Raw genomic sequence first — 7,414 nt, 5'->3', positions numbered from 1 at the left:
ACCCGAAGGTGGGTTAACCGTTCGACTTGCATGTGTTAGGCACGCCGCCAGCGTTCATCCTGAGCCAGGATCAAACTCTCCGTTTAAAGAGTGCGGCATCGCTGCCGCGTTCGATCTTGGTTTTCTCCTAAAGTAAAGCGTTGTCACTGAAGTGACGTACTTACTTTAAGAGGTCCGTCTCATGCGGATCCATTGCTTGGCTTTATTTCTCGCTTGTTCTGCTTCTCAGTATCCGGTTTTCAAGGTTCTCCGCTTCAAGCCGAAGCCCGAAGCGCAAGGAGACATACTACCCGTGCCCCCGTCCGGAGTCAAGAACTTTTTTGGAAAAGTTGGGAAATTTGCTCAGCTGAAGCTATTCCGAATCACCACTGTGCACTCCCATCAGGTCAAACTGCGGAATAAAGCTGTCTTCAGCAGCGCCTCCCTCTTGCCAGAAGTAATCCTCAATACCAAACGCATCTGCAAAATCAAGGAGAAGCTCGTATTCGCGGTCGGGAACGCGGTACGCCAATTCCGGGCATCTGCTCAGGCATGCCGCCGCCCGCGCATCGCCCGAAGCGGCCGCTTCGGGCAAAACCGGCGTGTACTGATTCATGAGAGACAGCAATACGCTATCCGCGAAGCGCTCGTGGATCAAGCGCACGACGCGCCTGGAATCTTCCAGCGCTCCCGGCAGCATAAGATGGCGCACCACCGCACCGCCGACAAGGCGACGCTCGCCGTCCACCTCGTCGAACCGAGGCGGTCCGACTTCTTCCACCATGGCCTCAAGCGCAGCAAGGGCAACGGCAGGGTAATCGGGAGCGTTCGAGTAGCGTGCGGCCAAAGCGGGGTCGGCATACTTGAAATCAGTCAGATACACATCGACGATGCCTGCGTTCGCGCGCACGCTGCGGACCGTCTCGTACCCCGAGGTATTCCATACGACCGGCACCGTCAGACCGAGGGCGCGCGCCTTTTCAACGGCCGCCCTCGCCTGCAAGGCGTACTGGGTCGGAGTGACGAAGTTCACGTTGAGCGCACCCTGCCCTTCGAGCTCCAGGCATATATCCGCCAGACGATCGACGCCAATAGGCGCACCTGCATCCCCTACGGCGATGACCGCATTCTGACAATACGAGCAGCGCAGCGGGCAGCCGGCGAAGAACACGGTGCCGCTGCCCCGCGTCCCGCTGATGGGAGGTTCTTCCCAAAAATGCAGCGCAGCGCGCGCCACCATCAGCTTGTCATCCGCCCCGCACGAGCCGCGCTTTCCCTCATACCGGTTTGCACCGCAAGCGCGGGGGCACAGGTCGCAGGCGACGGGAAGCATGGTGTCGGTCATGGTACTTTCCCCTATCGATCAACGAAACCGAGCCTCGCGTCCGCCCTTTGACATTGCAAGGCTTCGGCGACCCCGAAACCGACGAACCTTAGTTAACCGAATATCCGGGATAGATCGAATACCCCGAATACGGATCGTCTCCGGAATGATCGTGACCGCACCCGCAGCCGTCCTCGACGTCGTCGTGCTCGGAAAACCCAAGCTCGTCCGAAGCGTCTCCGTACGTTTGCTCGGCACGCGTCCAGTCAAGCCCCTCGGCCGCGCAGGCCGACTCGTCGCCGTACACCAACGACAGGGCAGAAGGCGCTTTTCCGGTTCCGCCGATGACAGCCAAAAGCTCCAGCAGGTGCAGGCACGCTTCACCCTGGGGCAGTATCAGGTCCACGTCGTCGGCGGCCGTCAAAGCAGCTGACAGCTCGGACATGAGCATCTCCACCGTGTAGGTGCCCGCGAAGCTGCCGGTCTCGACCGCCGCAAGAACCTGTTCGGCAACCGGAGTTGCAGCGCCCACGCGTCCGACCCCGCGACCGGAAACCGCCGACGAGCGTCGCACGACGCGGTACAAAGCGTCCGCCTCGATGGCGGAAATAACCTGAGCCGTGGTCTGCAACGTATACGCCGCGCGCGCGAGCTGCGCCGACCCCGGACCGCCCGTATCCTGCACGTCTCCCGCTAGGGTCTCCACCACGGGAAGCGCTCGCTGCACGGCGTCCTCCTCGCCTCCCACGAGGCATGCAAGGTTGTCCCTCCTGGCGAACGCATCGGGAAGAGACAGGTCAAGCACGATAAGCGGAGCTTCCACGGAAACCAAATCGCTTACCACGGCTACCGCGTTGAGCTCGCGCGCGAAGCTCGGGGTGGACGAGGACAGGTCGATCAGCAGGGTGCCCGGGCAAGCCGACTGGATCAAACCGCTTTCGTCGAAGTACGCATCCTCCAAGGCGGTCTGCGTCGTGTAGTACGTGATCACCGTATCGGCTTCGGCGACGCTCTCCGCGCGGCTGCATCCCGCAGCCTCCATGCGCGCCTCCACCATGGCGCCCACCGTCTGGTCCCCCACAAACGCATACGTACTCTCCATTGAAATCCTCACTCCCCGCCCTTTACCTTCTTCGCGATGCGGTCCGCCACGGACAGCTCCTCGCGCTTGTCGTTTCCCCAGAACACTACTGCGATCATGCCGGGTCCCACATGGCTTCCAATGACCGGCCCGATGCTGCTCTCCAGAAACAGGATGCTGTCGTCTTCCTTTGCGAGCGCGTCTTTCAGTCGCGCCGCATCCTTCGGGCAATCGGCATTGCCGATGACCACGAAACGACCCGGCCGGGAATCGGCCTTGCGCTTGTGGTAGTAATCGGCCAACTGCTTGATTCCCTTCTTCCGCCCGCGCGCCACGCCCGACAAGGACAGCTTGCCGTCGCAGGTGATGGTGAGCAGCGGCTTCACATCAAGCTTGGAGCCGGCGTACGCAACCGAACCGGGGATGCGCCCACCTCGGCGAAGGGACTCCAAGTCGTCCACCATGAACTCGGCGTCCACGAAAAAGCGCGCCTCTTCAGCCCAAAGCGCCAGCTCATGCGCCGTGAGCCCATTGTCGCGCTGGCGCAGCGCCTCGTGAACGAGAAGCGCCTCTGCGATCGAAGCCAAGCGCGTATCGACCAGGTACAACTCAGCCTCAGGATGTTCGGCCATCAACTGCTCGTGAACAAGGGCGGCGGCATCGTAGCTGCCCGACAAGCCGCTTGAAAAACTCAAGTACACCGTAGGAACGCCGCTTTCGATAGCACGCGTGAACGCGTCGCGAAACACCGGCACGGGAACCTGCGCCGTGGTCGGCTCGTCGCCGTCGCGCATGGCCTGGTAGAAATCGTACGCTGACGACGTCTGATACAGGTCGTCCGCATGCTCCCCGTCGCGCATGACGTAGGGAAACTTGATCAACTCGACGCCCTCCCGATCGACCACCTCGAAGGGCAGGTCGCAACAGGAATCAATAATAAGGTTGCATTGATGCTGCATGGTATATGTCTCGCTTCCTTCGCTGTTGAGCGATTTGGACGATGGTTCGTTCGGGCGCTACGACGAAACGACGCGCGTGCGAACCGCAGCCGTCAGCTTTCCGGCTACGGGCGCGGCGCATTCGTACGCCAGTCCGACGGCGGGTCCCACATGCAACCCGATGACGGGGCTCACCGGCAGCACGTCCACCGCTCGGCCGACAAGCGGGTCGATGACTTCGCGCGCCCATTCGACCGCCGGAGCTTTGTCTCCTATGTAGTGGACGACTACGTTCTTCAAGCCGCGCTCCTCAACGTCTTGCTTGAACGTCGACACGATCCTTTCGAGCGCCTTCTTGCGCGTGCGAACCTTCGCAAGCGTAGTGGCGGACCCATCGGTTACCGTCAAGACGGGAGCAAGTTGAATCAGGTTCCCCAAAAGAGCCGCCGCGTTGCCGATGCGGCCCCCTTTCTGCAGAAACGTCAAGGTCTCCGGGGTGAACAGAAAGCGCGTGGACTCGATACCGGAAAGCGCGGCGGCGGCACATCCCGCCAGGTCTTCGCCCGCATCGCGTGCGGCAACAGCATCGAGCACGGGCCACGCCTCGTCGAACCCGCACGATGCGGAATCGATCATGACGTAGGAGAAATGGATGTTGCGCGCCTTCACGGCCCGCGCAGCGCGCACGGCCCCTTCGTACGTGCCCGATAAACCGGTGGAAATGAATATCCCCAGCACTTCGTCGCCGGCGAGCGCCGCCTCTTCGAACGCCCGCTCAAGCGTCAGCTGCGAAGGCTGGCTCGAGATGGGAATGTCGTCGACCATGTCGTAGATGTCTGCATAGAACTCGTCGAGATCCATCGTCGCATCGGCGTACTCTACGCCCGCACGGTTCACGAAAAGCGTGATCACCTCGATGCCCGCAGCTTTCGCCATATCGGCGGGAATGGAGGCCACCGAATCGGTTAGTATCTTGATCATAGCTTCCTTCCTTGAGCTGGAACGGACGACGGCAAACGGGCTGGCGCCCAGCTTCCCTCTATCAAACTTACGCGATGCCCCGCAGCCGCACAACCAAATCACGACGACGCTCAAAAAGACCATATTCAAGGCCAACAGGATACGTGTGCGCATGCAGCATGCGTTTTTGGCTCTCATCGAGAGTGGCAAGCCCCGTGCGAGCCCGCTCGCGCGCTGCCAAAGCAGAACGGAACTCGGGAGCAAGCACCGTTTCGCCAGCACGCGCCAACGGCTTGAGCAACGTCTCGAAGCACAAGCCCGCGAGGTTTTTCTGTCGCAGATCATCCGAGGGATCCACGATGACTTCGCGCGCGCCGACGCCCGCGTTCACGTCGAACACCATATCGCCAGCCAATCGACCGCCGTCGCAGTAAAAGTAGCGCCGCACGTCCAAAACGCCCGGCGTGGTCAGCTTCGCCGCCGACTCGGATATCTTGATGCGATCCGTCCATCCCGCGTCGCCCGGCGCGCGCGTTGCGGACAGCTTGTAGACACCGCCCAAGGTGGGCTGGTCGTACGCGCAGGCAAGCTTCGTGCCCACGCCCCATGAACTCACCTGGGCCCCTTCATCGCGAATGGACTGGATGGCGTATTCGTCCAAATCGTTCGACAAGACGATGCCGCAGTCGCTCAAACCCGCCTCGTCGAGCATGCGCCGAGCCATCTTCGCAAGCCACGACAAGTCGCCCGAATCGATGCGAATGCCGCTCAAACGTTCGCCGCGATCGCGCATCTCGAGACCTACCGTAATGGCGTTCTCGATCCCCTGCTCGACATCGTAGGTATCGACCAGAAGCACGCAGTTCTTCGGAAACGCCTCGGCATAAGCGCGGAAAGCCGTCAACTCGTCGGGAAACGACATGACCCACGAATGGGCATGCGTCCCCGAAACCGGCAGGTCGAACAGCTTGCCCGCCAGCACGTTCGACGTGGACGCGCAACCTCCTACCACGGCGGCGCGGCTAGCCCACAGACCGCCGCCCGCGCCCTGCGCACGACGCAAGCCGAACTCGGCCACGGGGCTTTGAGCGGCCAGGCACACGCGAGCGGCCTTCGTTGCGATAAGCGTCTGGAAGTTCACGCAGTTGAGCAGGGCGGTTTCCACCAACTGACAATCCATGATGGGCCCGACCACACGCACGATGGGCTCGTGAGGAAATACGATGGCCCCTTCGGGCACCGCGTCGATGTCGACGTTGAGCTTGAAGGTTCTCAGGTAGTCGAGAAACTCCGGCTTGAACAACGACCCGCCGCCCGGAGCATCGAGCGAGGCCAAATACGCTATATCATCGGCCGTGAACTCGAACGTATCGACCAAGTCCGCCAACTGCGCCAGGCCGCATGCCACGGCATAACCGCCCTTGAACGGGTAGTCCCGAAAATACATGTGAAAGCAAGCCTGCGTGTCGCCCTGGCCCGTTTCCCAATACCCCTGAGCCATCGTCAACTGGTATAGATCGGTCAGAAGCTCGTAATCGATCCTCATGAGATCTTGCTCCTCCTAGCTGTTGCTGGCATTGTCCGCAGAACCGTTCGATCCACTCGACGCGCCGTCGCCTCCCGACCGGTGGCTGCGACGACGCGCACGGCGATGCCCGCCTTCGCCTGCCGGTTTTCCCTGGTCGCTTGCATTGCGATCCGGACGAGGAGCACCGCCTTGCTTCTGCGGAGACTTCTGCGGAGACTTCTGCTGGGGCTTCTGTTGACGCAAGCCCGACGACTTCTGGCCGGGACGCGGCCCTTGCTTCTTGGCGTCGCCGGTGCGCGCCGGCTGCTTGGCCTCGCTCGAACGAGGCTGCTGCTTTTTGGCATCGGACGTGCGAGGTTGCTGCTTCTTGGAGCCGCCCTGCTTCTTCTGACCTTGGCCCGGCTGCTGCAGCTTCTGCTGCTGGCCGCCCTGGCCCTGGCGGCGCTTGGGGGCATCGGCCGTCTCGGCGGCGCCCGCTTCTCCCCCGACCTTCGTCGAACGACGACGGCGCGGCTTGCGACCCGAAGGCGAACCGGACTCGGAAACCTTGTTCGAGCCGCCGCGACCGCCGCCGTTGCGGCCGTTCTGCTTGCCGTTGCCGTTCGACCCGCCGCGCGCAGGCTTCTGTCCACCGCGTCCGGTTCGACGCACAGCAGAAGGATCGGCCAGCTTGTCCGAGCCCGTGAGCTGCGAGGTTGCGAACACCGTGGACTCCCCGGCAACCCCGATAGCCGCCTGAGCCGTCGCGCTCTCCCAAGCCTGCGAGCCCACCACCTTCGGGCGCTGCACGCCTTCCTCGGGCGGATCGAAATCAGCCAGGGGCACCTTTACGGGCTTCTCGCCGTCGACCTTAAGCGTCACCACTTCGCGCGGCACGTCCAGATCGATCACCTTGGCCGTGCCGATAGGGGTTTCCACCTGCGAGTTCTGCTTGGGCGCACGGCTCTTGAAATCCTTGTAGGCATCGAATTCGTAGCGCAGACAGCACATAAGGCGGCCGCACACGCCCGAGATCTTCTGGGGATTGAGCGAGAGATCCTGCTCCTTGGCCATGCGGATGGACACCGGACAGAACTCGCCGCCCAAGCGCTTGCAGCACAGCTCCTGGCCGCAATGGCCCAGCCCTCCCACCATACGGGCTTCGTCGCGCACGCCAATCTGGCGCATGTCGATGCGCACATGGAAATACGAGGCCAGCTTGCGCACCAGCTCGCGGAAGTCCACGCGCTCCTCCGCTTCGAAGTAGAAGATGGCTTTGTCGCCGTCGAACAGGTACTCCACCGAAACGGGGTGCATGTCGGCACTTGCCTCGGCGGCCATCTCCTTGAATACGGGAAGGGCCTCGGCGCTCTTGCGCTCCATAGCGGCCGCTTGAGCCTCGTCCTCGGGCGAAGCAATGCGCTTCACCGGCTTGAGCGGGCTTTTCAGTTTCTTCACCTGAGCTTCGTCAGCCTCGAACACATCGCCCGAAGCCCGGCCGAACTCGATTCCGCGCGCGGTTGACACCACCACGCCGTCACCGGTGCGCACGTCAAGGTCCCCGGCGTCGAACCAGAGCGTTTTGGGATTGTAGTACAGGTTAACAGGCGCTATGCGAACCATGG

6 protein-coding genes and 1 rRNA gene are annotated in these 7,414 nt (G+C 62.2%); all 7 read right to left on the bottom strand.

The window, feature by feature from the left end:
• Positions 1-86, bottom strand: a 16S ribosomal RNA gene (locus tag DMP08_RS04570); the annotation flags it as partial.
• A 266-nt stretch (positions 87-352) separates the two neighbouring features.
• On the bottom strand, positions 353-1,324 hold the full coding sequence (locus DMP08_RS04565) for a radical SAM protein (protein ID WP_244596800.1): 972 nt from the start codon (positions 1,322-1,324) through the stop codon (positions 353-355).
• A gap of 88 nt (positions 1,325-1,412) precedes the next feature.
• Entirely contained in the window at positions 1,413-2,405 is a 993-nt protein-coding gene (locus tag DMP08_RS04560) for an NAD(P)-binding domain-containing protein (protein WP_123191784.1), read from the bottom strand.
• A gap of 8 nt (positions 2,406-2,413) precedes the next feature.
• On the bottom strand, positions 2,414-3,343 hold the full coding sequence (locus DMP08_RS04555) for a DegV family protein (protein WP_114567943.1): 930 nt from the start codon (positions 3,341-3,343) through the stop codon (positions 2,414-2,416).
• Between the two features lie 57 nt (positions 3,344-3,400).
• A complete protein-coding gene (locus DMP08_RS04550) occupies positions 3,401-4,303 on the bottom strand; it encodes a DegV family protein (RefSeq protein ID WP_123191783.1) in 903 nt (300 codons plus the stop codon).
• Positions 4,304-4,370: 67 nt separating this feature from the next.
• Positions 4,371-5,828, bottom strand: coding sequence for a nicotinate phosphoribosyltransferase (locus tag DMP08_RS04545; protein ID WP_123191782.1), 1,458 nt, complete (start codon positions 5,826-5,828; stop codon positions 4,371-4,373).
• A gap of 15 nt (positions 5,829-5,843) precedes the next feature.
• The gene (locus DMP08_RS04540; protein ID WP_123191781.1) at positions 5,844-7,412 is read right to left on the bottom strand and encodes a PSP1 domain-containing protein; all 1,569 of its coding nucleotides are present in this window, start codon (positions 7,410-7,412) and stop codon (positions 5,844-5,846) included.
• Positions 7,413-7,414 lie beyond the last annotated feature (2 nt).

Origin of the sequence: Paraeggerthella hongkongensis (genome assembly GCF_003726035.1) — a bacterium.
Classification (GTDB): domain Bacteria; phylum Actinomycetota; class Coriobacteriia; order Coriobacteriales; family Eggerthellaceae; genus Paraeggerthella; species Paraeggerthella hongkongensis.
The sequence above is the reverse complement of the archived record's forward strand: the minus strand, read 5'-3'. Positions and strand labels throughout refer to the sequence as shown.

Coding starts and splice junctions, on each gene's coding strand:
- DMP08_RS04555 (WP_114567943.1), bottom strand. CDS start 3,343: ATGCAGCATCAATGCAACCTTATTATTGATTCCTGTTGCGACCTGCCC.
- DMP08_RS04545 (WP_123191782.1), bottom strand. CDS start 5,828: ATGAGGATCGATTACGAGCTTCTGACCGATCTATACCAGTTGACGATG.
- DMP08_RS04550 (WP_123191783.1), bottom strand. CDS start 4,303: ATGATCAAGATACTAACCGATTCGGTGGCCTCCATTCCCGCCGATATG.
- DMP08_RS04560 (WP_123191784.1), bottom strand. CDS start 2,405: ATGGAGAGTACGTATGCGTTTGTGGGGGACCAGACGGTGGGCGCCATG.
- DMP08_RS04565 (WP_244596800.1), bottom strand. CDS start 1,324: ATGACCGACACCATGCTTCCCGTCGCCTGCGACCTGTGCCCCCGCGCT.
- DMP08_RS04540 (WP_123191781.1), bottom strand. CDS start 7,412: ATGGTTCGCATAGCGCCTGTTAACCTGTACTACAATCCCAAAACGCTC.